Origin of the sequence: Bacillus sp. MYb56 (assembly GCF_002976445.1) — a bacterium.
GTDB lineage: Bacteria > Bacillota > Bacilli > Bacillales > Bacillaceae_G > Bacillus_A > Bacillus_A mycoides.
In genome coordinates this window covers 69,446-93,166 of the sequence record NZ_PCOH01000004.1, presented here as the reverse complement: position 1 = coordinate 93,166, position 23,721 = coordinate 69,446, and the positions used below count along the sequence as shown (strand labels likewise).

The 23,721-nt window shown below is 36.2% G+C and carries 22 protein-coding genes and 1 pseudogene; 18 read left to right on the top strand and 5 right to left on the bottom strand.

Going from position 1 to position 23,721, the window contains the following annotated elements; translation table 11 throughout:
* Positions 1 to 106: 106 nt before the first annotated feature.
* Together CQ058_RS07305 and CQ058_RS07300 are read left to right on the top strand one after the other, a co-directional pair.
* Entirely contained in the window at positions 107 to 583 is a 477-nt protein-coding gene (locus tag CQ058_RS07305; protein WP_002186468.1) for a PH domain-containing protein, read from the top strand.
* The gene (locus tag CQ058_RS07300) at positions 576 to 1,994 is read left to right on the top strand and encodes a PH domain-containing protein (protein ID WP_002188665.1); all 1,419 of its coding nucleotides are present in this window, start codon (positions 576 to 578) and stop codon (positions 1,992 to 1,994) included. Before CQ058_RS07305 ends, CQ058_RS07300 begins: the two co-directional genes overlap by 8 nt.
* Before the next feature lie 120 nt (positions 1,995 to 2,114).
* Here CQ058_RS07300 and hmoB read toward each other — a convergent pair whose 3' ends face one another.
* Positions 2,115 to 2,618 (bottom strand): heme-degrading monooxygenase HmoB, encoded by a 504-nt coding sequence (gene hmoB, locus CQ058_RS07295; RefSeq protein ID WP_002188666.1) that lies wholly within the window; start codon positions 2,616 to 2,618, stop codon positions 2,115 to 2,117.
* A 127-nt stretch (positions 2,619 to 2,745) separates the two neighbouring features.
* Between hmoB and CQ058_RS07290 the strand changes: the two genes are divergently transcribed.
* The 6 genes from CQ058_RS07290 to CQ058_RS07265 all read left to right on the top strand — a co-directional run bounded on the left by CQ058_RS07290 (position 2,746) and on the right by CQ058_RS07265 (position 11,486).
* The gene (locus tag CQ058_RS07290) at positions 2,746 to 4,863 is read left to right on the top strand and encodes a transglycosylase domain-containing protein (RefSeq protein ID WP_002188668.1); all 2,118 of its coding nucleotides are present in this window, start codon (positions 2,746 to 2,748) and stop codon (positions 4,861 to 4,863) included.
* 189 nt (positions 4,864 to 5,052) lie between these two features.
* Positions 5,053 to 6,099: a uroporphyrinogen decarboxylase gene (gene hemE / locus CQ058_RS07285; protein WP_002011155.1), complete on the top strand. Its 1,047-nt coding sequence runs from the start codon at positions 5,053 to 5,055 to the stop codon at positions 6,097 to 6,099.
* Between the two features lie 14 nt (positions 6,100 to 6,113).
* Positions 6,114 to 7,049, top strand: coding sequence for a ferrochelatase (hemH, locus tag CQ058_RS07280; RefSeq protein ID WP_002134839.1), 936 nt, complete (start codon positions 6,114 to 6,116; stop codon positions 7,047 to 7,049).
* Between the two features lie 19 nt (positions 7,050 to 7,068).
* Entirely contained in the window at positions 7,069 to 8,490 is a 1,422-nt protein-coding gene (hemY, locus tag CQ058_RS07275) for a protoporphyrinogen oxidase (RefSeq protein ID WP_002193290.1), read from the top strand.
* A gap of 217 nt (positions 8,491 to 8,707) precedes the next feature.
* Entirely contained in the window at positions 8,708 to 11,074 is a 2,367-nt protein-coding gene (locus tag CQ058_RS07270) for a DUF6359 domain-containing protein (RefSeq protein WP_002188670.1), read from the top strand.
* 112 nt (positions 11,075 to 11,186) lie between these two features.
* Positions 11,187 to 11,486 (top strand): hypothetical protein, encoded by a 300-nt coding sequence (locus CQ058_RS07265; RefSeq protein ID WP_002188671.1) that lies wholly within the window; start codon positions 11,187 to 11,189, stop codon positions 11,484 to 11,486.
* 162 nt (positions 11,487 to 11,648) lie between these two features.
* On the opposite strand, the gene CQ058_RS07260 is transcribed toward CQ058_RS07265, so the two are convergent.
* Positions 11,649 to 12,491 carry an ABC transporter permease gene (locus tag CQ058_RS07260; protein ID WP_002188673.1) on the bottom strand — a complete coding sequence of 281 codons (843 nt, stop codon included), beginning with the start codon at positions 12,489 to 12,491 and terminating at the stop codon, positions 11,649 to 11,651.
* 326 nt (positions 12,492 to 12,817) lie between these two features.
* Here CQ058_RS07260 and CQ058_RS07255 point away from each other — a divergent pair, with 326 nt between their 5' ends.
* Positions 12,818 to 13,390: a TetR/AcrR family transcriptional regulator gene (locus tag CQ058_RS07255; RefSeq protein WP_000963368.1), complete on the top strand. Its 573-nt coding sequence runs from the start codon at positions 12,818 to 12,820 to the stop codon at positions 13,388 to 13,390.
* Between the two features lie 206 nt (positions 13,391 to 13,596).
* On the top strand, positions 13,597 to 16,074 hold the full coding sequence (locus tag CQ058_RS07250) for a YhgE/Pip domain-containing protein (RefSeq protein ID WP_002188674.1): 2,478 nt from the start codon (positions 13,597 to 13,599) through the stop codon (positions 16,072 to 16,074).
* 83 nt (positions 16,075 to 16,157) lie between these two features.
* Here CQ058_RS07250 and CQ058_RS07245 read toward each other — a convergent pair whose 3' ends face one another.
* Positions 16,158 to 16,877, bottom strand: coding sequence for a hypothetical protein (locus CQ058_RS07245; protein ID WP_002188675.1), 720 nt, complete (start codon positions 16,875 to 16,877; stop codon positions 16,158 to 16,160).
* Between the two features lie 340 nt (positions 16,878 to 17,217).
* Between CQ058_RS07245 and CQ058_RS07240 the strand changes: the two are divergent.
* The 3 genes and pseudogenes from CQ058_RS07240 (at position 17,218) to yknW (ending at position 18,473) form a co-directional block, all read left to right on the top strand.
* Positions 17,218 to 17,433 (top strand): annotated as a pseudogene (locus CQ058_RS07240) (hypothetical protein).
* Between the two features lie 35 nt (positions 17,434 to 17,468).
* On the top strand, positions 17,469 to 17,771 hold the full coding sequence (locus tag CQ058_RS07235) for a DUF2087 domain-containing protein (RefSeq protein WP_002166187.1): 303 nt from the start codon (positions 17,469 to 17,471) through the stop codon (positions 17,769 to 17,771).
* Between the two features lie 24 nt (positions 17,772 to 17,795).
* The gene (gene yknW / locus CQ058_RS07230) at positions 17,796 to 18,473 is read left to right on the top strand and encodes a YknW family membrane protein (RefSeq protein WP_002188678.1); all 678 of its coding nucleotides are present in this window, start codon (positions 17,796 to 17,798) and stop codon (positions 18,471 to 18,473) included.
* A gap of 175 nt (positions 18,474 to 18,648) precedes the next feature.
* Here yknW and CQ058_RS07225 read toward each other — a convergent pair whose 3' ends face one another.
* On the bottom strand, positions 18,649 to 18,990 hold the full coding sequence (locus CQ058_RS07225; RefSeq protein WP_002188679.1) for a PH domain-containing protein: 342 nt from the start codon (positions 18,988 to 18,990) through the stop codon (positions 18,649 to 18,651).
* Between the two features lie 149 nt (positions 18,991 to 19,139).
* On the opposite strand from CQ058_RS07225, the gene CQ058_RS07220 reads away from it, so the two are divergent.
* The gene (locus CQ058_RS07220) at positions 19,140 to 19,649 is read left to right on the top strand and encodes a GNAT family N-acetyltransferase (RefSeq protein ID WP_002140756.1); all 510 of its coding nucleotides are present in this window, start codon (positions 19,140 to 19,142) and stop codon (positions 19,647 to 19,649) included.
* A gap of 224 nt (positions 19,650 to 19,873) precedes the next feature.
* On the top strand, positions 19,874 to 20,887 hold the full coding sequence (locus tag CQ058_RS07215; protein WP_002087115.1) for a LacI family DNA-binding transcriptional regulator: 1,014 nt from the start codon (positions 19,874 to 19,876) through the stop codon (positions 20,885 to 20,887).
* A gap of 39 nt (positions 20,888 to 20,926) precedes the next feature.
* Here the strand turns inward: CQ058_RS07215 and yhfH are convergent, their stop codons facing one another.
* Complete coding sequence (gene yhfH / locus CQ058_RS07210) at positions 20,927 to 21,055, bottom strand: protein YhfH (RefSeq protein ID WP_000567010.1); 129 nt, start codon at positions 21,053 to 21,055, stop codon at positions 20,927 to 20,929.
* Between the two features lie 203 nt (positions 21,056 to 21,258).
* Here yhfH and CQ058_RS07205 point away from each other — a divergent pair, with 203 nt between their 5' ends.
* From CQ058_RS07205 to CQ058_RS07195, 3 genes are all read left to right on the top strand, one after another.
* Complete coding sequence (locus tag CQ058_RS07205) at positions 21,259 to 21,993, top strand: MBL fold metallo-hydrolase (protein ID WP_002188682.1); 735 nt, start codon at positions 21,259 to 21,261, stop codon at positions 21,991 to 21,993.
* A 9-nt stretch (positions 21,994 to 22,002) separates the two neighbouring features.
* Positions 22,003 to 22,992 (top strand): lipoate--protein ligase, encoded by a 990-nt coding sequence (gene lplA / locus CQ058_RS07200; RefSeq protein WP_002188687.1) that lies wholly within the window; start codon positions 22,003 to 22,005, stop codon positions 22,990 to 22,992.
* Positions 22,993 to 23,162: 170 nt separating this feature from the next.
* Positions 23,163 to 23,588 (top strand): hypothetical protein, encoded by a 426-nt coding sequence (locus tag CQ058_RS07195; RefSeq protein WP_002188688.1) that lies wholly within the window; start codon positions 23,163 to 23,165, stop codon positions 23,586 to 23,588.
* The last annotated feature ends 133 nt before the right edge of the window (positions 23,589 to 23,721 follow it).

Genomic DNA, 23,721 nt, shown 5'->3' with positions numbered 1-23,721 from the left:
GGAATTTTAAAGAAATGCTCGACACAATGTAAGGAACTATAATTTTACAAAACTGTATATAACAACTAATATATAATTAATAAATTCATATAATTGGAGTGATGAGATGCAGCCGTTAGAGAGGGAGATTCATTCTAATATGCTAAAAGTGTGGAGAATTCATGCTTTAATTGGGGCGGCAGTTATACTAGCAGTCGTAATTGCGTATTTCTTTTTTATGATTAACTTTAACTGGTGGGGCTGGTTGTTTGGATTGTTAGTGACAGGAGCAGTTATATACATACCACTCGACTATTTTGTATTTCCAAATTTACGTCAACGTTATTATAGTTACAGATTAAATGAAGAAGAGATTGAGATTCAAAAGGGAATGTTCGTTGTAAAACGCGTACTTATTCCGATGATTCGCGTGCAGCACGTAACGATTGAGCAAGGACCAATTATGAGAAAGTATAATTTAGCAGAATTACATATTTCAACAGCGGCAACTTCGCATAGTATTCCAGGCTTAACGAAAGAAGAAGCAGAACAGCTGAAAAGACAAATTGGAGAGCTTGCGAAAGTGAGTGATGAGGGTGTATAAGAGGCAACATCCGATCACGATATTGTTAGGTATTCGAATTGCGACTTTGTTGCCTTTTATTTTTCTTGTTTTATTTCGTTCAGATGGTGAAGTAAAACCTTGGTATTTCTTACATCTTGTTCTTTTGTTTGTATTATTTATTATGGCAATTTTCTCAGCTATAAAATGGTATTTCAAAGTGTACTGGGTTGAAAATAATATTTTACATATAAAACACGGTGTTTTTGTAAAGAAGGAAAGTTATTTAAATAAAGACCGTGTGCAAAACATTAGTACATCTTCTAATGTCATTTATCAAATGCTTGGGCTTACGAAATTAAATATAGAAGTAGCGGGCGGCGGTAGTGAGCCGGAAGTGATGTTAGTTGGTATTAAAGAAGATGAAGCGAAGGAACTGATTGCCTTATTAAATAAAAAAAGAAGCGCTGCGAGTGAAGAAGTACCCATGGCAGAAGAAAGTAAGACGATTTATCAGTTAACGATGAAAGAGATTTTAGTAGCTTCCATTACGTCTGGTAGATTCGGATTAGTGTTTTCTGGATTACTTCTTATTTACACAGAGTTTAATCAATTTCTTCCAGAATGGCTCATAAATAAAGTGGAAGCGTATGTGATGGATAACGGTGTATATGAATTAATCGTTATGGCCGCGATTTTAATGGCAATTTCGTGGGTCATTTCTACGGCCGGCTATGCATTAAAATACGCGAACTTTAAAATTGAGCGAAACGGAAATGAAATTCGTATCGTTCAAGGGTTATTTGATAAGAAAGAGTTTGTGTTAAAATTACACCGCATTCAAGCGATTACTGTAAAAGAAGGAATTCTCCGCCAGCCTTTCGGTTATTGCTCTGTCGAAGTGGAAGTCATTCAAAGTATAGAAGCGGCAGGGAATGAAGTGATGTTACATCCTTTTATGAAGAAAAAAGATGTACAGCAGCTACTTGCCTATTTACAGTTGCCGTATGAAATAGAAGAGGAAATCGTTCATTTACCGAAGGCTGCATTACGCCGTTACGTCGTAATGGGCTGGATTACAAGTGCTGTGCTCGCTGTGCCAATCGCTGGTGCGAGTATATATTTTAAACAACATACTGCGTTGTTCGTTCTTATACCGCTATTTATTGTATTTACAATACTTGCATACGCTAGATATAAAAGTGGTGGATATATGATACGAGACAATCAGTTAGTAATGGTGCACCGAGGTCTCGCGAAATATACAGGGATCATGCGAAGAAGGCATATTCAAGTGGTCGGATACAATCAATCTTATTTTCAAAAGAAAGACGAGTTATGTACAGCTGCTGTAGCGGTGGCGGGACATGGTTATGAAGTGAAGCATATGCGAAAAGAAGACGCGCTTCGCATATATAATTGGTATAAAGAAAAAGGAAACACCGGTGTGTAATGGTGTTTCCTTTTTTGTGTGTCGTCATTTGTCGATAAGTCGATATATTTCGAGTTGCGCCGATATATTCGAAAAATCGCCGATATAATTTCACATACCGCTGACTCCGAACTCCGAAAATTAAACTAACACATCAAAAGTAGTCACGAACGACGGGCGCGAGAAAATACTTTTTTGCTGTTCTGCATGTGGATGCGCCTGAGCCTGAGCTTGTCCCTCTGCTTGTGCAGGACGTTTTTTGTGAGCATTTTCGAATGAACGTGATTCTGTCCAGTCTTTAAAGTTTTGCTCAGTTTCCCACATCGTTAAGATGACATATGTATCATTACTTAATGGGCGAAGAACACGGATTGCTTGGAAGCCAGGCTCATTTTCGATTAGACCAGCACGGTTTTTAAAACGTTTTTCAAATACAGGGCGACCTTCGTCTGTTACAGAAATGTTGTTACAAACGATGTAGCCAGATTGTCCTTTAAATTCTCCAACAGCGTCTAATACGTCATACTGAAGTGTCGATTCTACAGATTCTTCAGTATTTTCTTTATAAAACATATCTTTTTCGTTATTTTTTGCAGTGAAATGTGCTTGTTCTAGAGGTGTTTCGTATGAAATAATAGCCTTCATTTTAATGCCCCCTTTATGGTTTGTCTCTATTATATCAATTCTCTTAAAAAACTTCGAAGATTATATACATAAAGATACTTCTTTTTCAAATAATAAATGTACCATCATTTGGAAAGAAGGCCGATGTATGAAGAAAGCAAAGTGGACTTTATTAGGCGGGGTAGCAACGTTCCTAGTAGCGATTGTACTCTATAAACTTATTGTGTTAACTGGTGGCTATATGATGGATGAAAAGCAGCTTGTTTTCCACTCTTCATCACGTATCGTTGACCAGAAAGGAAAAGAAATTACGAAGTTATATGTAGAAAATAGAGAGCTCGTGCCGATTGAAGAAATTCCAAAGTACGTGCAGCAAGCATTTATTGCTGTGGAAGATTCTCGTTTTTATGAGCATCAAGGAATTGATTACCCTTCTATATTTCGGGCGCTTTATAAAGACGCGTTAGCTGGAGAGAAGGTAGAAGGCGGTAGTACGATTACGCAGCAACTGGCTAAAAACGTCTTTTTAACTCGCGAAAAAACATTTACGCGCAAATTGAAAGAGGTCGCAATTTCTCTTCAATTAGAGCAAAAATATACGAAGCAGCAAATTCTTGAAATGTATATGAACCATATTTATTTCGGTCATGGGGCATATGGTATTCAAGCGGCAGCAAAGTTGTATTTTAATAAAAATGTAGAAGATTTAACAGTGGAAGAGGGAGCTATGCTTGCAGGGCTTCCGAAATCGCCAAATGGCTATTCACCGTACTTATCCCTAGAAAAGAGTAAAGGGCGCCGTGATCTTGTTTTGTCACTTATGCATAAACAAGGCTATTTAACAGCGGAAGATAGTGTTCGTTACCAAGGGAAAACAATCGCTCTTTATAAAAATTCAGATGAACGTGAACTCGCATATATGCCGTATATCGATATGGTTATAGATGAAGCGGCGCGTTTATATGGTTTATCGCATCAAGAAGTACTGCGCGGAGGATATACGTTTGTCGTACCGATGGATGAAAAAGTTCAAAAGGTAGCATATAACCAGTTTCAAGATGCGAGAAATTTCCCTGGTAAAGAAAACGGGGCGCAAGGTGCATTTTTATTAATGGATAATCAGACTGGCGGAATTAAAGCCGCGATTGGCGGAAGAGAATATGTTCCGAGAGGGCTTAATCGCGTTTTTGCAAAGCGGCAGCCTGGTTCTGTTTTAAAGCCGCTTATCGTATATGGACCTGCACTTGAGACGAAGAAATATAATCCATATTCTTTATTAACGAATGAAAAAAGTTCTTTTGAAGGTTATGAACCTCGAAATTATAATCATGAGTATACGAAAGAGATGACGATGTACGATGCGGTATTAGAATCAGCAAATGTGCCAGCTGTATCTTTATTAAATGAATTAGGGGTAGATGAGGGAAAGCAATATTTAGAGAAAGGGAATGTTCATATTGCAGACTCAGGTTTAAGCACAGCACTTGGCGGGCTGAAAAATGGTGTGTCTCCATTTGATCTTGTCAAAATGTACCGATCTTTTTTAGCAAACGGGAATATTATTGAACCGCACGTTATCGATAAAGTATTAAATAGACACGGGGCGGTCATTGGAGAATCATCAAAAGCTGAAACGAAAGTCTTTTCGAAGCAAACGGCATGGTATATGACAAAGATGCTTGAAGGAGTTGTGAAAGAAGGTACGGCGAAAGCTGGCGTATATAATGGAGCTTTAGCTGGAAAAACAGGCACAACTTCATTGCCGAATGATGACAATGGTGCGCGTGATATGTGGTTCGTTGGATATACACCGAATTTAGTAGGTGCAGTTTGGATTGGCTATGACCGCACCGATAAAGAGCATCAATTACAAGATGGAAATGCATCTGCAACGATGTTATTTAAAAAGATTTTAACGAAAGCAAACATACAAGATAAAGCGAGTTTTCATAGGCCAAAAGGTGTTGAAACAATTGGACTGCCAATTCGTTTAGATAAGATTCAAAACGTGGAAGCAAAACTAGCATTTAGTCCTTTCGGTTTATTTGCAATGAAACTAAGCTGGACGCCGCTTCCTGATGAGCGAATTATGTATCGGATTTATAAAGTTGAAAAAGGAATTCATACTCACGTTGGAACGGCAAAAGGAACGGGGAAATATGAGGAGAAGTTTATTAATATATTCTCAAAACCAAGTTTTTACGTTGTGCCATATAACACACAAACGAACCGTGAAGGAGAAAAGTCAAAAGTAGCTAAACCGTAGTTTTTCTCTGTGCTATAATAAGAATGTTGTGAAAATAGTAAACGTTTTTACGAACGTTTGTGTCAATTTAATGAACAACGTACATAATGTTATGCATTTTGTTTTTACAAGCTGTATAGTAAAAAAAGATAAATATCGGAATAGAGCATATTTAAAGAAAAAGCATTGGTAAGGAAGGGAGCTAGGGTCTTGGTAAGAACTATAAATGAGACATTTTTAAAAGCATGTAGGGGGGAACGTACAGAGTATGTACCAGCATGGTATATGCGTCAAGCAGGTCGTTCACAGCCGGAATATCGAAAGATAAAAGAGAAATATTCTTTATTTGAAATTACACATAATCCAGAGTTGTGCGCTTACGTTACAAAGTTGCCAGTTGATCAATATAACGTAGACGCAGCAATTCTTTATAAAGATATTATGTCACCACTACCTGCAATTGGTGTTGATGTGGAAATTAAATCTGGCATTGGTCCAGTTATCGATAGTCCAATCCGTTCTTTACAAGATGTAGAAAAATTAGGGGAAATCAATCCAGAAGATGACGTACCTTACATACTAGATACAATTCGTTTATTAACGACAGAAATGTTAGATGTACCGTTAATCGGTTTTTCAGGAGCTCCATTTACGTTAGCGAGCTATATGATTGAAGGCGGTCCTTCTCGTAACTACCATAATACGAAAGCGTTTATGTATGCAGAGCCGAAAGCTTGGTTCGCTTTAATGGATAAGCTTGCAGATATGGTTATTACATATTTAAAAGCGCAAATTAACGCAGGAGTAAAAGCGGTTCAAATTTTCGATTCTTGGGTTGGAGCAGTAAATGTAGCGGATTACCGTATATTTATTAAACCAGCGATGGAGCGTATTTTTGCAGAAGTTCGCCCGATGGGTGTTCCAATGATTATGCACGGCGTAGGTGCTGCACATTTAGTGAATGAATGGCACGACTTACCGCTTGATGTAGTAGGTTTAGATTGGCGCTTACCGATTGAAGAAGCACGCGCACGTGGTGTTCACAAGGCGGTACAAGGAAATATGGATCCTTCATTCTTATTAGCACCTTGGCCTGTTATTGAAGAACATGTAAAAGGTATTTTAGATCAAGGGATGAAGCAGCCAGGTTATATCTTTAACTTAGGTCACGGCGTATTCCCAGAAGTAAATCCAGATACATTAAAACGCTTAACTACATTTATTCATGAGTACTCTAAAGAACAGTTAGCGAAGTAAAGGAGATTGTCTGTATGAAAAAGAAAATTGGTTTGCTTGTAATGGCATACGGAACGCCATATAAAGAAGAAGATATTGAACGTTACTATACACATATTCGCAGAGGAAGAAAGCCAAGTCCTGAAATGCTAGAAGATTTAACAGAGCGTTACCGTGCAATTGGTGGTATTTCTCCTTTAGCTACTATTACATTAGAGCAAGCTAAAAAGTTAGAGACACGTTTAAATGAAATACAAGATGAAGTAGAGTACCACATGTATCTTGGTTTAAAACATATTGAACCGTTCATTGAAGATGCAGTACAAGCTATGCATAAAGATGGAATAGAAGATGCAATTGCACTCGTTCTTGCCCCTCACTATTCTACTTTTAGCGTGAAGTCGTATGTAGGACGAGCGCAAGAAGAAGCAGGAAAACTTGGAAACTTAACAATTCACGGCATCGATAGCTGGTATAAAGAACCGAAATTTATTCAGTATTGGGTCGATGCAGTGAAAGGTATATATAACGGTATGTCAGAAGCAGAACGTGAAAAAGCAGTGTTAATCGTATCTGCACATAGTTTACCAGAAAAAATTATCGCACTCGGCGATCCATACCCGGATCAATTAAACGAAACAGCTGACTATATTGCACGTGGTGCTGAAGTAGCAAATTATGCAGTAGGTTGGCAAAGTGCCGGAAATACACCAGATCCTTGGATTGGTCCAGATGTACAAGATTTAACGAGAGAACTAAATGAAAAATACGGCTACAGTTCATTCGTATATGCACCAGTTGGATTTGTTGCGGAACATTTAGAAGTTTTATATGACAATGACTTTGAGTGTAAAGTGGTAACGGATGAAATTGGCGCGAAATATTATCGTCCAGAAATGCCAAACGCATCGGACGCATTTATCGACTGTTTAGCAGATGTTGTATTAAAGAAAAAAGAATCTGTAATGTAAGTAGAAAGGGGGAGCTTACTTGAGGAAAAAAGTTGTGATCATCGGCGGTGGCATCACAGGATTGACAACAATGTATAACTTACAAAAAGAAATTCGTGAAAAAAACTTGCCGATAGATGCATTGCTTATAGAAGCGTCTGGTAAACTTGGCGGGAAAATTCAAACCGTTCAAAAAGATGGATTTACAATTGAACGCGGTCCTGATTCTTTCTTAGCAAGAAAAGAGAGCGCAGCTAAATTAGTGAAAGAATTAGGACTTGATGCTGAACTTGTAAATAATAAGGCTGGTCAATCGTTCGTTCTCGTAAACAATCGGTTACATAAAATGCCGAGCGGTTCAATGATGGGAATTCCAACGCAAATTACGCCGTTTCTATTTTCCGGATTGTTCTCCCCAATTGGTAAACTAAGAGCTGGTTTTGACTTATTAATGCCTAGATCAAAACCAGTTTCTGATCAATCACTCGGGCAGTTTTTCAGGCATCGCCTTGGAAATGAAGTCGTTGAAAATTTAATTGAGCCATTATTATCTGGTATTTATGCAGGGGATATTGATGAAATGAGTTTAATGTCAACATTCCCTCAAATTTATCAAATTGAACAGGAGCACCGTAGTATTTCACTCGGTATGCGTACGCTCGCTCCAAAGCAAGAGAAGGCTGAATTGAAAAAAGGAATATTTAAAACTGTGAAAACCGGTTTAGAATCTATAGTAGAATCTCTTGAAACGAAGATTCCTAATGATATGATAATGAAGGGAACTCGTATCGAAAAGGTTGCAAAACTTGGTGATAGTTATACGATTACGCTTAGTAACGGAAAAGAAATGGAAGCAGACGCGATTGTAGTTGCGACGCCGCATAAAGTATTGCCATCTATGTTTGCGCAGTATAAGCAGTTTCGTTTCTTCCGTAACATTCCGTCTACATCAGTTGCAAACGTGGCACTTGCTTTCCCAAAGTCTGCAATTCAGCGTGATATTGATGGTACCGGATTTGTCGTATCAAGAAATAGTGATTATACAATTACAGCGTGTACGTGGACACATAAAAAATGGCCACATACAACGCCAGAGGGAAAAACGCTTCTTCGCTGTTACGTCGGGCGCCCAGGTGATGAAGCGATTGTTGAACAAACTGACGAAGAAATTGTACAGCTCGTATTAGAGGACTTACAAAAGACAATGGATATTACAGAGGATCCAGAGTTTACAATTGTAAGCCGCTGGAAAGAAGCCATGCCTCAATATACAGTAGGCCATAAAGAGCGAATGAAGAAGCTCACAACATTTATGGAGGAAGAATTGCCAGGTGTGTATTTGGCAGGTAGTTCTTACGCTGGTTCTGGTCTTCCGGCTTGTATTGAGCAAGGTGAGTTAGCGGCGAAACGTGTGTTATTTCATTTAGAGAAAGTAATGGAGACTAAATTAGTCGCACATTAAAATATTTCAAACAAAACGCCTTCAATTATATTGAAGGCGTTTTGTTTATTGGATAAAATACCTTTAGTCAATAAACCTATATAAGTTATTTTGTATTATAGTTTGAAAACTTGTAAATTAAATAAATTTTGTGTAAAACTTGTCGAAATATAGTTCTATATAACGAATCATTTGATATGATAGAAATGTTGAGAAAATATGAAATAGGGAGAGGGAGATGGCTGTGAAGAAATTGTTAAGTGTCTTTTTATCATTAATGTTATTGCTTTCATTTACTGGAACTTTAGCGCAGGCGGAAGAAACTACTTCTATGTCAGTAGAAAAAGCAATTCAAGTATTTAAGCAGCAAGGGAAAACGAAGGGGATAGTGGAAGGATATATCGTTGGGTATACGCAAAGTCCTTCTAAATACACGAAAGATCCGGCTAAGTTTGACGACACAAACGTGGCAATTGCCGATTCGCCAAACGAAACAAATCCAGACAAGATCATGCCTGTTCAATTACCAAAAGGTGATGTGAGGACGGCTGTAAACGTGAAAGATCATCCTGAAAATATCGGGAAGAAAGTTAGGTTGACAGGGACGCTTGAGTTATATTTCGGTAGCCCAGGTTTAAAATCAGTAACAGCTCATAAGTTTCAAGGAGAAGAACAAAACCGCGTTAGCGATGTAGTGGCATCACCAAATGGTGGGGAAGTTGCAAAAGGAACAGCAGTAACATTAACAACGAATACAGAAGGAGCAACAATCTACTATACGTTAGATGGCTCTAACCCTACAAACAAGAGTGTTCGTTATAACGGACAAATTGTAGTGAATGAAAATAGTGTGATTAAAGCAATTGCAGAGAAAGAAGGGCTTACTTCTTCAGCGATTTCAACATTTTCATTTATTATCGTAAATAATGAACCAGTTCGTATTCATGATATTCAAGGGAAATCACATATTTCTCCTTACAATGGGAAGAAAGTAAACAGTGTGGAGGGCGTTGTCACAGCGCTTGATAAAAATGGTTTTTATATAGAAGATAATCAGCCGGATAATGATCCAGCTACTTCTGAAGGTATTTACGTATACAAAAAAGATGCGAATGTAGCAGTAGGAGATCTTGTCCAAGTTGATGGAGAAGTAGAAGAATATGTTGGACCTGGATATGCAGAGCGATTTGAAACAGACTTAACGACGACGGAAATTAAGGCGAGTCGCGTTGCTGTAATCGCAAAAGATCAACCTTTACCAGCGCCGATTGTATTAGGAGAAAACGGTGTGAAAATCCCTGATCAAATTATCGATAATGATGCATTCGGTCTATTTGATCCAAATGAAGATGCAATCGACTTTTATGAAAGTGTAGAAGGTATGCGCGTTACGATGCCAACACCAAAAATTATCGCTCCGCAGAAAAACGGTAATTTATATGTAACAGTAAAAAATGGCGGAGATAAAGTAGTAACGAAGTATGGTACACCTTTATTAGATAAAGAGCAATTAAATCCAGAGCGTCTTTCTGTAAAAGTACCTCGTGATTATGTCGCGAAAGTAGGCGATACGTTCACTGGAGATATAACAGGCGTAGTAGGATATGACTACGGTGCGTTCCGCATTTCGCCAGTAACGGAATTACCATCTGTAGTGGACGGCGGATTTAAGCAAGTAGGGGCAAATATTCAGCCGCGTCTTGATAAGTTAACAGTTGCTACATATAACATTGAAAACTTCTCAGCGAACAAAAAAGAAACAACAGATGAAAAAGTGAAAGCGTTAGCTTATTCTATTAAATATAATTTAAAAATGCCTGATATTATCGGTGTACAAGAGATGCAAGATAATAATGGAGCAATCAATGACGGTACGACTGATGCATCTTTAAGCGCAAAACGTATCATTGATGCTGTATTAGAAATTCGTGGACCGAAGTATGAGTATGTAGAAATTGCGCCGAACAACAATCAAGACGGCGGGGCACCTGGAGCGAATATTCGCGTCGGTTTCTTCTATAACCCATCTCGTGTGAAATTAGCGACAGCACCGAAGTTACTAGATAAAAATGTTGTTCGTATTGGAGACGAAAATTCATTATTTGAAAGTACACGTAAACCGTTAGCGGCAGAATTTACGTTCCAAGGACAAAATGTTGTTGTCATTTCAAATCACTTAAACTCAAAACTAGGAGATGCAACGCCATTTGGAAAAGTGCAGCCGCTCGTATTAAAGAGTGAAGAAAAACGAGTTCAATTAGCACAAGAAGTGAATCATTTCGTACAAGGTATTCAAGAAAAGAATACAAATGCACCAGTTGTTGTATTAGGTGATATGAACGACTTTGAATTCTCTAAACCTTTAGAAGCACTAGAGGGAACGATATTAAAAGACATGTTAAACACAGTGCCGAAAGAGAACCGCTATACGTACATTCATGAAGGTAACGCACAAGTGCTAGATCATATTTTAGTAACAAATAACATCGCACCGCACACAATTGTAGACCCAGTACACTTAAACTCAAACATTATGAAAGAACATGGACGTGTAAGTGACCACGATCCAGTACTTGTTCAAATTGATTTGAAGAAGGCTTCTTAAATAGTCGAGAAAGAACGCTTAGAAATATACTAAGCGTTCTTTTACATTATTAGGAATTCTTATGGTGAAATAGATGGAATATTCATTCTTCAACGCAAGGAGGTGTAGACATATGGTAGCCCGAATAAACGGGAAATTAATGAATCAGCTTGCAATTTTTTTTAGCATGATCGTCATGCTTCAGTTTGTAGCTGATATAACAGGGCTTACACAGAATCTAGATAGTATGTATTACTTAATAAATACCGCAACTTCCTATATAACGTTTAGTTTGGCGGTTATTTTTACTTTAATCGGTGCAAGAAGAGAATTAAGTAAATATGCAATTATTGCATTATGTTTAGTGGTAGCTATTAAAGCAATTTATTTTGCGACTGTTGTTATTTTATGGGGATTGGCTGGTACGCCGTAAATGAATAAAAAAAACCTAATTTCCAAGATAACGTGAGGAAATTAGGTTTTTATCCCGCTATTCGCCGGGCAGTAAAACTCCCACCTCAAAATTCAGTTGGAGCAAAGAAGTTAGGCGGGAGATAACTGCCCGTAAAGCCCCCACTGATTATTAGCCTTCACTTTATAATGGCTGAAAAGCCTTTCTACATCGATCTCGTTTTTGAAGTCTTCTCATATATCTTTTTTTGTCCCGTTGTAATCCTTTTATGTACATAAATAAGCTGACAAGGAAGAAAAATGTACATTGTAAAATGTATGGTGACATCCCGTGTAATGGTTGTTTTGGATCATATAAGTGAATAGGTGCTCCGCCTATTGTAGGGAATATTGTATTTAGCAGGACGAAGGGAATGGAAGTAACTGCCAATGGGAATAGAAGTGCCATATAATCCTTTTGTGACCATGTGGACGCTGCTAAACCTAAGAGGGCCATTAAACCAGCGAATAAAAAATTAATCCCAATATATAGATAAATATAAGTGATGGGAGAAGAGAAATATAACTCTGCGAACATTCCGTTGCCATTTATCATGCTAGTACCGACGGTTGGATCTCCATTTGGAATTGTTAATTTGCAAAGTAATAAAGAAAGAATGAACGGTAAAGTATAAAGAAATCCCCCGCAGAAAAATGTAACGATATACTTTGTAAAGGAATACGAGAATAGGGAAATTTCCTTACTTATAAAAGTTTTGAAACCATCGGATTTATCGGAATTATAACTCGTACTAAATGGTAAACTTGCAATAACAGGCATTAATAATAAATAAATCTCCATTTCATTATTACGAAACCCGATCCATTTAAAAGCAGTTGCTATAGCCCCATTCGTTGCGTCTCCTAAATAACGAATTACATAATAATAATGATAAACAGAAATAAGAGCTAATCCACTAAACATAATAATTAAAGAAACACGATTACAAAAAGCTTGCCTTATATTTAAACGAAGCGCACGCATCATGATTGAAAAAGCCTCCACTATTTTGATAAACTTGTCTATTTTCTATATTACTATTAAATGTAAAGATTTTCTTGTTTTTTTATTTGATTATTTGAAAAAAGGGAATTTCGTTGTCGTTAAGTAAGGTTTAATCATATATCTTAAGAACACCTTTTCTTTTTCTCTTTTCTTCTGATACACTATGACAGTATTATATAACTTGACTGGAATTTTTTTATACTGGAAATAATAAAAAAGAGAACTTGTCTAGAATGTAAGCGTGTGGTAATATCAAAGATGTACTGATTGACTATATTATCCAATTGGTCATTTTTGGAGGTGAAGATGTGGCGATAGATCGAAAACGTTCTATTATTGAAGCTGCAACAAAGTCTTTTTCAGCGTTCGGTTATAAAGCAACAACGATGGATCAAGTAGCGAAGTTAGCGAATGTAGGAAAAGGAACGATTTATACTTTTTTCAAAAATAAAGAAGAGCTATTTGGTGAAATTATTTCTAATTTAATTACAGAAATGAAGCAAGTTGCAGAAAATGCAATTCGTTCAGATATTTCATTTTTTGAAAATGTACATAGAGCATTATATAGCATATTAGAATTTAGAAAAGAACATCAGCTCATGATTAAACTAATTCAAGAAGAGCGTGATATGGGAACGAAAGAAGTACAAGAAGTGATGCAACAAGTAGATGTGGAAATCGTTTCTGTTATTCAATCGTATTTAGAAATTGCGATTGAAAAGGGTGAAATCAGCAAATGTGATCCAGAAATTACAGCGTTTATTATGCTTCGCCTATACGTATCGCTTATTTTTGATTGGGAAAAAAATCATGAACCGTTAGAAAAAGAAAAAATATCGGAATTATTCGAACTTTATTTACTAAAAGGATTGTCAAATTAAGATAATCCTTTTAATATTATAAAAAATGACTAATTGAACAAATTGGTCAATCGTATAAGGAGGATGGTTAAATATAATCATGTAGATGAAAATGTGCATAGTATAAATTCGGGGATAAGGCATATGTATGAACAGATATAGCCTTTTTATTTGGGTAAAAATGACCATAAATCGATTTTGGTCATTTTTAAAAAGGGGGATAAATTATGAAATGGCATAAGTTGCTTAGTAAAGAATTTACAGAGATTATAAAAAGTAAAAAAATATTAATTCCAATTATCGCGGTTTTATTTGTACCGATTTTATATGCGGGTATGTTTTTATGGGCCTTTTGGGATCCGTATGAACAGCTAGATGACTTGCCAGTTGCGGTAGTCAATTTAGATAAAGGTGCAGAACTTGATGGGAAACCAATTGAGGTCGGGAAAGGGCTCGTTGATAACTTAAAAGATAATAAAAGTTTTAAATGGGAATTTGTAAGTGAAAAAGAAGCGAAAGAGGGAATGGAAGGCAGAAAGTATTACATGTTAGTACGTATTCCAGATGACTTCTCAAGTAACGCTACAACGTTATTAAAAGACGATCCGAAACCATTGAACTTAGAATATATTCCAAATGAAAGTTTGAACTTCTTATCCTCACAAATTGGCGGAACAGCCATTGAAAAAATTAAAAGTGAAGTATCAAGCACGTTAACGAAAACATATGCAGAGAAAATGTTTGATTCCATTAAAGATGTCTCAAAAGGATTAGCAGATGGAGCGGACGGAGCAAATAAATTACATGATGGAGCTAGTGAGTTGCATGATGGATCAAGTAAAGTGACGGATGGGCTCTATACACTTCAAGAGAAATCTGGGGAGATGAAAGATGGAGTTGGGAAGTTAGTAGATGGATCTAATAAATTACAAGATGGGTCCGGAAAAGTAACAACAGGTTTAAATACGTTAAATAGCAAAACGGGTGAAATGCAGATAGGTATAGGGAAATTACAAGATGGATCTCAGAAAGTAACTGATGGTTTGAATACATTAGCAAATAAATCAGGTGAATTAAAAACAGGAACGAATGAATTAGCGAACGGTATGGAAAAGCTTGTTGGAGGACAAAGTCAATTAGAAGAAGGTTCTCAAAAAATTGAAAATGGTTTGCAAGATTTAAATAGTACAGTAAAGCATTCTGTTGTAGGTTTAGAGGAAATGCAGGCGAAAGTTCCTTCTATATTAAATACTGTAAATGAGAAAATGAACGGAGCTGCAGAAAACGTAAATCAGTTAAATGAATTTACTCAATCAACAGCAGGAGATGCAAAAACTGCAGCGCAAGATGTAGCTAATTTGCAAAAGCAAATCGAGAGTTTACCAAAAGAATATCAAGAGAAGTTACAACCATATATAACAAATGCGGCGAAAAGTACAGCGACAGTTCAGCAGAAAGCTATTGGAGTAGCAGGTGGAACAAATAAATTAAATGAAGAAGTAAAACAATTAAAAGGTGAAATAACTCAAACAACAAGTGATGCGCAAAACAAACTACCGAATACAGCGAAATTGCAATCTTTAACGGAGGGTATTGAGAAATTACTGAATGCGCAAAACGAATTTGTAAGCAAATTTCATGGATTTGGTGAAGGATTAAGTAATGCCAAAGTAGGTGTAGATAAATTAAATAACGGGTCAGGTCAATTAATTGATGGAGTAACTCAATTAGCAGATGGCTCAAGTAAAGTAACAGGTGGTTTAGGTACATTATCTGTAGGAGCAAGCCAAATGACAGGAGGAATAACGCAATTAGAGGATGGCTCAAGTCAAGTAACAACAGGCATAGGTACTCTAAATGGTGGTCTAAATAAAATGTCAACTGGCTCAACACAGCTAATCGACGGCGTAAATAAACTAGCAGACGGCTCTGGAAAAGTGACTGACGGACTCGTAAAAGTAAACGACGGTTCAGGTGAACTTGCTGAGAAGCTTGGTGAAGGCGCAGAAAAAACGGGAGAAGTGAAAGGGACGGATAAAACGTATGATATGTTTGCAAGCCCTGTAAAAGTGAAGACGGAGAAAATGGCGGAAGTTCCAAACTACGGAACAGGATTCACACCGTATTTCTTATCACTCGGTTTATTCGTTGGGGCATTACTATTATCTATCGTATACCCATTACGCGATACAGTCGGCGTTCCGAAATCAGGATTCAGCTGGTTTATTAGTAAGTTTGGTGTTTTACTATCAGTCGGTATTATTCAAGCAATAGTAGCAGATGTCATATTACTGTTCTGGTTAGGTGTAGAAGTACAAAGTATTCCATACTTTATACTCTTTAGTATTGTTACGAGCTTAGCGTTTATTTCATTAATTCAATGTTTAGTAACAGCATTCGGTGATGCAGGGCGTTTCATCGCAATCATCACATTAATTATTCAGCTTACAACAAGTGCTGGAACATTCCCGCTAGAGTTGATTCCGAAGTATTTACAACCATTTAATGCTTGGTTACCGATGACATATTCTGTATCAGGATTGAAAGCAGTCGTATCAAGCGGAGACTTTAACTTCATGTGGCAAAATATTGGGATACTCATGATCTTTATCGTTGTATTATCACTTGGAACAATTGCTTCATTAATGTGGATGCACAAACGACAATTTAAAAATATTGCTGAGAATCAATCGGTTGAAGCGTAGGGAAAAAGCACCTTTTTGGTGCTTTTTTATTTTAGCTTATCGTTTGTATAGGCTAGTCTACTATGTTAATGTTTCTTTTTGTTTTAGTTCTTTAATTCCATTTCTATTCTTTTTAATGCTAATTCAGCTGCCAATTTCCCGTTATGTTGTCCATGTTCTTTAACCCAATTTAGTTTTTCGCTAGCTGGCACGTATCTATGGAAACCTAGAATTTCAGCCGCTCTCTCTTGTACCCACATATCCGAGTCGTCCAAGAAGGGAAGTATTTCATGCAATTGTGTGTAAGGAGTTAAAGCCATAATTGAAAATAAATATTGAGTTCTTTTAGCTTCATTTAATTCAGGTTGTTTAAGAAGGTTTTTCAATTCTTTAATGGTGTGTACATCTTGCTGTATTTGCAATTCATCCGTATTTTCTTTGGAACAAGGATAATGTTTTGGAAGTTCATACCAATCGATTTCAGGACTTTCTAATAGAGTGTTTATTAACGTTTGTACATTAGGATATACTGGGGACAAATCCATTTCTTCATGGTCTATAAAACAAACTCTGCCTGATAGCGGCCCTAACATGTAAACACCTATATAATTGGAATTATCATCTGTCCATAATGGGAAAACTTCTGAAATAGTAACATCTTCATGTAGGTATAAATACACTTCTGTGGCTTCTTCAAAGGATAATAAACGTATTGAAAAATCATTCTTGTGCTTCAAATAGATTGGGTCTTTGAAAGCATTCATTATTTCTTGAGGTAATGATATGTTTAAAAAAGTTGCAATTTGATTAAATAAATTGTCCATTATGTATTCTCCATTCATTATATTTAAAACTAACTCGAAATTTGAACCTCTTTATAAATGGAAACGAATGTTTCTTGGGATTTTTTTGTCATCAACAATTTCGTATTCTATTTACTTATACTTCTATAAAATTTTTTCTATATATTTATAATACAAAAGTCCTTTGCAATAACACCAATGTTTTAGAAAATAGATTTTTTATTTTCTTTATTAATTTGGCTATTCCCGAGGTTCAATCAATTTGTCCTTGGAGCTCTTGCTTTTAATTTCTAATTGCAGTCTAAACAAAAGAAAAGGAATTACAACAATTTACAGAGAAAACTAGAATAGAGGAGTTGATATGATGAAAGGAAATCTTACTTATTATTTTATCGTAAATCCGCCAATCATCTTTCTTGTTTACGCCCTTTCACCTATCTTGTTTCATAAAGAATAATATATAAATATGAAAGATGCACTAGGAATACTTTTATTCTACTATGTGCTAATTAGCGGGTATTACCTTATGGATGTTATAAGTAAAAGAATGAAGAAGAATAGTAAAGACAAACGATAAATTTTATTGCATAAAAACCGATGGAGGACAACAAAATGACTGAAAGTGAAATGAAATTCAGGGATACGACGATTCGTAACTTTTTCGATAAAGAGGACCGCCTAAAATCGATTCCAGGTCAAAAGAAGAAAAAACTAGTATTGTTGGAGCATTTAATTAGCAAGTTAAACGCTGAAAATCAATATACAGAAAAAGAAATTAATGCATTCATAAAACAATATCATGATGATTTTTGTACGATTAGAAGAGAGTTTATCGTGCACGGATTTATGGATCGGGAGGATAATGTGTACCGTGTAAATGGGAGAGAAGTATGGAGGAAGTGGGAAGAGTTATAAATGTAATGAGGAAGGGGGATTTTCTTGCAAGCTAGTAGTCTTATGCATGAAGAGATTTCTGGAAAACCATCGATTTTTGGGATATTCACTTCGCCAACACTACAATTCAAAAGGATGAAGAATCAAAGAAATATATTCTTTCCACTAGTCCTTTTAATTGTGCTTATTATAATTTCAAGTGCCTTAATGTCTTGGAATTCTTTAAATAATCCTGCACTCAGTATGTTTCATGATAAAACGGGATTTACTGTTCCGAAATACATAACTTTCTTTACTACATTTGGATTTTCAGCAGTCAGTGGAATCGTAGCTATACTTTTTGCACCTATATTCTATAAGAACATTATGATTTTCTTTGGAGTTGATATTAACTATAAAGAAACATTCCCGATAATCATTTATGCTTCGTTTGTATTAAGGATAGGGATGATTTTAAACGGATTAATTGCATTTTCTCTAAGTGGGTATGAGATATCTTATACAGGTTTAGGTGCAATAGCGACAGATAATATGATCTTGCATACAATCGCTCAAAGAATAGATATATTTAATATTTGGTATTACGTTTTATTAGGAATAGGTTTAAAAACGATTACGAATTTAAATAAAGACAAACTTATTCCTCTTATTATTGTACTTTTCGTTTTCACTAGTTTATTAGCGAGCATGGCTGGGTTTATGCAGGAAATATCTAAAGCGTAAGGATAGGTGGGAAGTATAATTATAAGCTTGTATGAAAAAGGTGGTTTGGATATGGACAAACCACCTTTTATCCCGCTATTTGCTGGGCAGCAAAACTTCCGCCTCAAAATGCGGCTGGAGCAAAGAAGCTAGGTGGGAGATCAACAGCCCGTAAATGCCCGATTAGTAGCCCGCGCTAGTCTTGCATTTTTCTTTGTAGTAAGTCTATGAACTCTTCAATATTTGAACTTGTAATGTATCCCACCGTTATATATTCATCTTCATAATAAAATATTATTTTTTTGTCAAAAATTCTTCTCTTCGTTTCTATAGATACAATTTTTTCATACTCAAATTCGGCAATTAATGTATTTTTATATTGGCTAAAAAAGAGAAGTCTTCTATTAGTAGCAAGTAGCATGCCTGGATATGGGACTTTATGCGTATTTACATAGTCAGTAAGTGAACATTTTAAAGTAGATAAAATCTTTTCTTCTTTATGTAGTAGTTGTTTTGCAGCTGTTAAAATTGGATTCATTGCACACTTTCCTTTTATACAGATGTAAGGATATTGTATCAAAAGTGAAAAGATTCTCAATATGTAATGTTGCATATTGAGCGTTTTAGATGTTCTTAGTTTGATAGATTCAGTACGAGTCTTTTAAGAAAAAGGTACGAGGTGATTCAGTGATACGATTAGCAAAAGAGGTTGATGCGGAATCAATTATGGATATTAGAAAAGAAATTATATTATCAGAAACTACTACAAAGTTTTTTATATCATCTCCAAATAAATTACCAAATGATATTGATTCAGAAAGAGAAAAGATACAGACAAGTAGTGAAAAAGGAAACCTTTATATAGTTTACGAGGTAGATAGTAAGGTGGTTGGCTTTCTGGTTTTCAAACGATATGAACTAGAACGGTTACGACATGCAGGCACAATGGGAATGGGGATTAGGGAGGCGTATTGTAATCAAGGCATTGGTACGAAACTAATTGAATTTCTTATTAGCTGGGCTAAAGGGCAGAAAGGTTTAGAGAAAATTTGCTTAGGTGTAGTTTCTATTAATGATAGGGCAATTAAAGTGTATAAACGAACTGGCTTTGTAGAAGAAGGAAGGCAAAGAAAGCAAATTAAATATGAAGATGGATCATATGGAGACGACGTATTGATGGGTTTTTATATTGAATAGAATTCTTATTAATTAAGAAGGTGTATATGCGTTATGGTATGTACATCTTTTTTCATATGCATATTGTGAAATTCTAAAAGTAGTGTGTAATTCCCTGCCATTAACAGACTTTTCCCTATGTATAATATTAATATAGTAAAATCATAAGAACCTATATTGCAGTTTCCAATAATATACTATATAATCAGGATAAGAAAACGTTTTCATGCAAAGGGGGAAATTTCGTGTCGACTATCGAGGACGTGGCGAAATTAGCGGGGTTATCAAGGACAACGGTTTCTAGGGTGATCAATAATCATCCATATGTTTCAGATGAGAAGAAGAAAAGGGTTCAATTAGCAATGAAGCATTTAGGCTTCGTTCCTAATTCTGCGGCGAGAAGGCTTCGTAAACAAAAAACAGAAACAATTGCGGTGCTTGTTCCAAGGATTACAAATCCTTTTTTTAGTAGATTTATTGAAGCAATCGAGATTGCTGCTTCTGAACATAAATATAAACTGATTATTTGTCAAACAAGATATTTACCGGAAAAAGAGATGGAGTATTTACAATTATTATCTACGAAACAAGTAGATGGGATTATTCTATGTTCACTAGAAAATCCATGGGAGAATGTGGAGCCATACTTGCAACACGGTCCAATCGTGTTATGTAATGAATATATTGAGGAAGCAAATGTTCCAACAGTGAAGTTCGATCATGCACAGGGTGCATACATAGCTGCCAATCATGTATTAGAACAAGGATATCGTAATCTGATTTTTTGCCGTGGCAACGAAACGAAAGTAGTGAGCCAACAGCGAAAAATGGGCTTTTTACGCGCTATTACTGAAAAGAGTAGAGAAGTGGAAGCGATCGATTTTCTTGAAAACGCTTTCTCTTGGGATGATGGAAAACGAATATTCAATGAAGTATTAAAGGACAAAAAAAATCCTACCGCGATTTTGGCAGGAGGCGACGAGGTTGCAGCTGGAATTATCTCAGAGGCGAAACGCCATGGTTGGAGTATTCCAGAAGATCTCGCTGTGATCGGTTTTGATAATCAAATTTTAGCGCAGATTACAGAGCCAGGTATTACGACAATTGAACAACCAATCGACGAGATGGCCCGAAAAGTTGTCGACTTAATGATGGATAAAATCCATACGAAAAATTATCGACAAAAAGAATTGTATGAGTTTGAACTGGAGCTCTTGGTGAAAGGTTCAACGATGAAGGATACGATGTTATTAGCCTAGTAGACTATGTCTGCTAGGTTTTTTTATGTTTACAAACTACTATTCTTCGTGAACGCAATCGTCACATTTGTTATGGTATGCTTCGTGCTGCTCATCAATTTCCTTCCCGCAATGAGCACAAGTTTTCGTCGGTAAATTTCGGAAAAACTCCATTGGTTGATCGATCATGTCAATCCCTCCATTTCCATTTCTTACTATCATTGTATTAGTACAAAAAACAAAAGTCAACAACTGTTTTATAACAAAAGTGAAAATTAATGAAAAAGTTTAGGAAATGGATTATAGTTAACAATGTAGGATGTAAGTAAAAAACTTTCTCAAGTACGGAAAAAAACGGCATTCCTACGCGGTTTTAGAAAGGATGGATACATATGAAGATGACTGTTGTCGGCTTTTGGGGCGGCTTTCCAGAAGCGGGAGAAGCAACGTCGGGGTATTTGTTTGAACACGATGGTTTTCGTTTACTTGTAGACTGTGGCAGTGGTGTACTAGCACAGCTTCAAAAATATATAACACCATCTCATATAGATGCAGTTGTACTGTCGCACTATCATCACGATCATGTTGCAGACATTGGGGTATTGCAATATGCAAGATTAATTATGAGCGGGGCGAAGGGACAACTACCGGAATTACCAATATACGGTCATACGTTTGATGAGAATGGATTCCATTCTTTAACACATGAACCGCATACGAAAGGAATCGCGTACAACCCAGAAGAAACACTTCAAGTTGGACCGTTCTCCATTTCATTCTTAAAAACTGTTCATCCTGTTACATGCTTTGCGATGCGTATTACAGCTGGTAGTGACGCTGTAGTATATAGCGCTGATTCCAGTTATATTCCTGAATTTATTCCATTCACAAAAGATGCTGATCTTTTCATTTGTGAGTGTAATATGTATGCACATCAAGAGGCTGCAAAAGCAGGGCATATGAATAGTACAGAAGTAGCAAGTATTGCGAAAGATGCAAATGTAAAAGAACTTTTATTAACGCACTTACCGCATACAGGCAACCCATCTGATTTAGTAACAGAAGCAAAACAAATTTTCAGTGGCCATATTACGCTAGCGCATAGTGGCTACGTATGGAATTCATGAGGTGATACGATGTTATTTATTGATAATAAAGGGATTACAGATCCTAGAATAAACTTAGCGATTGAAGAATATTGTGTGAAGAATTTAGATATTAACGAAACATATTTACTGTTCTACATTAACAAACCTTCCATTATCATTGGTAAAAATCAAAACACAGTAGAAGAAATTAATGCAGATTACGTAAAAGAACAAGGAATTCATGTCGTTCGTCGTCTATCAGGCGGAGGCGCAGTATATCATGATTTAGGAAACTTAAACTTCAGCTTTATTACGAAAGATGATGGAGATAGTTTCAGCAACTTCAAAAAGTTCACAGAGCCTGTAACGAAAGCGCTTGGTAAATTAGGCGTAAATGCAGAACTAAGTGGTCGTAACGATATTTTAGCTGAAGGTAGAAAAATTTCAGGTAACGCGCAGTTCTCAACGAAAGGTCGTATGTTCAGTCATGGCACGTTACTATTTGACTCTGAAATCGATCACGTTGTATCGGCACTTAAAGTGAAAATGGATAAGATTCAATCAAAAGGCATTAAATCAATCCGTAGCCGCGTTGCGAATATTACAGAGTTCTTAAACGAAAAAATGACGACAGAAGAGTTTAGACAACTTCTTCTAGAAACAATTTTCGAAGGAGAAACAGAAATTCCAACGTACGAATTAACAGAAAATGATTGGAAAGAAATCCATAAACTTTCTGAAGAGCGCTACCAAAATTGGGATTGGAACTACGGAAAATCTCCGAAGTTCAACTTACAACATTCACACCGCTTCCCAGTTGGACAAGTTGACGTTCGTCTTGAAGTGAAAAAAGGGACAGTAACAGAATGTAAAATTTACGGTGACTTCTTCGGCTCACTAGATGTGCATGACATTGAAGAGCGTCTAACAGGTGTACAATTTGATAAAGATGCATTCACCGTAGCTTTAGAAGGCGTAGATATCGCACGCTACTTCGGTAATATTACAATAGAAGATTTCTTGCATTTATTCTTCTAAAAATAAGGGAGGCTGCCGTAACGGGCAGCCTCTTTTTTGCGTAGATTGTCACGTTTTATCGGTAAGTCGATATATTTTAAAAATCGCTTATATAATTTCATTCACCATAAAATCACAGGAAATTTGCCCCTCATAAAGGAATATATATATTCAAAAGGAGGCGAATTGAAATGAAAAGGATAATGTACGTTGTATTACTGCTCAGCTTCGTCATCGGAATGACAGCCTGTAACGATGAAACGTCCTCAAGTCGCACACTTTTATCTATTGGAAAGCCAGGGAGGGATAATGTCATATATTTTACGCATACAGATAAAAAACGAAAGATAGATGATATACAAACTATGTTTCAAAATAAGAAATGGAAAAGAAATGAAACGTTTAGTACCGTTGGTAAAACGCCAGATTTCGTCTTGTCGATAGATGAGGACAATAAAGGATTGCCGACATTATATGTTACAGTCTACTTGCATGAAAATGGAGCGGACGCTCTCAATTTGTATGGAGAGTATACGGCTTTAAATAAAGAGGAAGTTGAAAAACTTAGAGAGAAGATGAGTGCATATTATCCTAAAATGATTTTAGCTACAGTTTAACTATATGTTTGTACCTGTTTTTTTACATATAATTCTCGTATCTTACTAAAGTATTCTGGAAGAAAGTGGTTTATGTATATTCGATTAATAGAATATCACTTGCTACTTTAATTTTCTTTTAATATAATTAATT

What these genes read in the sequence shown, in the direction of transcription:
- CQ058_RS07305 (WP_002186468.1), top strand. Translation starts at nt 107, where the DNA reads ATGCAGCCGTTAGAGAGGGAGATTCATTCTAATATGCTAAAAGTGTGG.
- hmoB (WP_002188666.1), bottom strand. Translation starts at nt 2,618, where the DNA reads ATGAAGGCTATTATTTCATACGAAACACCTCTAGAACAAGCACATTTC.
- CQ058_RS07290 (WP_002188668.1), top strand. Translation starts at nt 2,746, where the DNA reads ATGAAGAAAGCAAAGTGGACTTTATTAGGCGGGGTAGCAACGTTCCTA.
- hemH (WP_002134839.1), top strand. Translation starts at nt 6,114, where the DNA reads ATGAAAAAGAAAATTGGTTTGCTTGTAATGGCATACGGAACGCCATAT.
- CQ058_RS07270 (WP_002188670.1), top strand. Translation starts at nt 8,708, where the DNA reads ATGGCTGTGAAGAAATTGTTAAGTGTCTTTTTATCATTAATGTTATTG.
- CQ058_RS07265 (WP_002188671.1), top strand. Translation starts at nt 11,187, where the DNA reads ATGGTAGCCCGAATAAACGGGAAATTAATGAATCAGCTTGCAATTTTT.
- CQ058_RS07260 (WP_002188673.1), bottom strand. Translation starts at nt 12,491, where the DNA reads ATGATGCGTGCGCTTCGTTTAAATATAAGGCAAGCTTTTTGTAATCGT.
- CQ058_RS07250 (WP_002188674.1), top strand. Translation starts at nt 13,597, where the DNA reads ATGAAATGGCATAAGTTGCTTAGTAAAGAATTTACAGAGATTATAAAA.
- CQ058_RS07245 (WP_002188675.1), bottom strand. Translation starts at nt 16,877, where the DNA reads ATGGACAATTTATTTAATCAAATTGCAACTTTTTTAAACATATCATTA.
- CQ058_RS07235 (WP_002166187.1), top strand. Translation starts at nt 17,469, where the DNA reads ATGACTGAAAGTGAAATGAAATTCAGGGATACGACGATTCGTAACTTT.
- CQ058_RS07225 (WP_002188679.1), bottom strand. Translation starts at nt 18,990, where the DNA reads ATGAATCCAATTTTAACAGCTGCAAAACAACTACTACATAAAGAAGAA.
- yhfH (WP_000567010.1), bottom strand. Translation starts at nt 21,055, where the DNA reads ATGATCGATCAACCAATGGAGTTTTTCCGAAATTTACCGACGAAAACT.
- CQ058_RS07205 (WP_002188682.1), top strand. Translation starts at nt 21,259, where the DNA reads ATGAAGATGACTGTTGTCGGCTTTTGGGGCGGCTTTCCAGAAGCGGGA.
- lplA (WP_002188687.1), top strand. Translation starts at nt 22,003, where the DNA reads ATGTTATTTATTGATAATAAAGGGATTACAGATCCTAGAATAAACTTA.
- CQ058_RS07195 (WP_002188688.1), top strand. Translation starts at nt 23,163, where the DNA reads ATGAAAAGGATAATGTACGTTGTATTACTGCTCAGCTTCGTCATCGGA.